Annotated in this window: 2 protein-coding genes and 1 rRNA gene; 2 read left to right on the top strand and 1 reads right to left on the bottom strand. The window is 68.3% G+C overall.

Annotation, left to right across the window (positions count from 1 at the left end):
* Positions 1-65: ribosomal RNA gene (gene rrf, locus QMF80_RS38545) — 5S ribosomal RNA — on the top strand; the annotation flags it as partial.
* Positions 66-153: 88 nt separating this feature from the next.
* Entirely contained in the window at positions 154-708 is a 555-nt protein-coding gene (locus QMF80_RS37875) for a GNAT family N-acetyltransferase (RefSeq protein WP_283461968.1), read from the top strand.
* A 73-nt stretch (positions 709-781) separates the two neighbouring features.
* Here QMF80_RS37875 and QMF80_RS37870 read toward each other — a convergent pair.
* A partial coding sequence (locus QMF80_RS37870; protein ID WP_283461966.1) for an IS982 family transposase occupies positions 782-1380 on the bottom strand: 599 nt, incomplete at its 5' end.

Raw genomic sequence — 1380 nt, 5'->3', positions numbered from 1 at the left:
CTAAGCCTTTCAGCGCCGATGGTACTGCAGGGGGGACCCTGTGGGAGAGTAGGACGCCGCCGAACAATTTTTCCGGGAAAGCCCCGCACCTTATGGTGCGGGGCTTTTCTGCGTTCCGGGCCAGAATCGGATCTCCGGATAGGATCTGCGGTTATGAACCAGTACGCGATACGTGAGATCCAGGCCGACGAGTGGGCGAAGGTCAAGGAGCTGCGGTTGGCCGCGCTCGCCGACCCTGCGGCTCCGGTTGCCTTCCTGGAATCCCCGGCGGAGGCCGCGGCCCAGCCCGACTCCTTCTGGCAGCGGCGGACCGAGGGGGGCGCCGTGGGGCGTGGAGCCCGGCAGTTCATCGCCGAGGCGGCCGACGGGCGCTGGGTCGGGTCCGTGACGGTGCTCGTCGAGAGCGCCGGGACGAGCGGGATCTTCGACGAGGAGATCCCGGTGGACCAGGGGCACCTCGTGGGGGTGTTCGTACGGCCCGAGCAGCGGGGGAGCGGGCTCACCGAGCGGCTGTTCCAGGCCGCGCTGGACTGGGCCTGGTCGCTGGAGGGGCCCGCGCTGGAGCGCGTACGGCTCTTCGTCCACGAGGACAATGCGCGGGCCGGGGCCTTCTACCGGCGTTTCGGGTTCGTGGCGAGCGGCGTGACGGTGCCGATGCCGGGGGATTCCGGCGCCAAGGAGTTCGAGTACCTCATCGCACGGCCCTGAGGGCTGTCCCGTAATCCCCGGCGGGCGCGGAGTACGGGACAGCCCGCGGTACTAGATGATTGATTCCAAGGGGTCAGTGATCGTAGGCGGTCAGTGAGCGGAGCACTGGTTTGCCGGTCTTGGTGTTGTGCCAGATCGCGGCGGTGAGCGCCAGGATGCGTTGCAGGACGCGGACTGTCACTCCGGTGACGGTCCGGCCGCCGTGTCGTTCCAGGTCAAGCTGCCCTTTGAGGGTCTGGTTGATCGACTCGATGACTTGCCGAAGCGGTTTGAACAGCTCCGCTCCCGGTCGCTCGGCCTCGCCCTTGCGCGCGGGCCGCAGGTGGTGCACGCCGGCGTCCGCCAACTGCGCCTCGAACTGGGCACCGAAGTAGTTCTTGTCCCCGATCAGCGTCTGACCAGGGCGTTCGGCCAGCAGGCCGGGTTCCACGGCGAAGATCTCCAGCAGGGTCTGCTGTTCGTTGGCCTTCGCTCCGGCCAGGGCGAACGCGATCGGCAGGCCGCTGAGCGTGCACACGAGGTGCAGGCGAAGGCCCCAGAAGTAACGCGAGTGACTGGCGCAGTATCCGTACTCGGCCCATCCGGCCAGGTCGGACCGCTTGGCGGTCTCCCGGGACCGGCCGCATTCCACCGGGGTGGAGTCCACGACCCACACGTCGTCCGTCCACCCGG

Origin of the sequence: Streptomyces sp. G-G2 (genome assembly GCF_030063135.1) — a bacterium.
GTDB lineage: Bacteria > Actinomycetota > Actinomycetes > Streptomycetales > Streptomycetaceae > Streptomyces.
Note: the sequence above shows the minus strand (reverse complement) of the source record. Positions and strands in the feature narration are given on the sequence as shown.

Coding starts and splice junctions, on each gene's coding strand:
- QMF80_RS37875 (WP_283461968.1), top strand. CDS start 154: ATGAACCAGTACGCGATACGTGAGATCCAGGCCGACGAGTGGGCGAAG.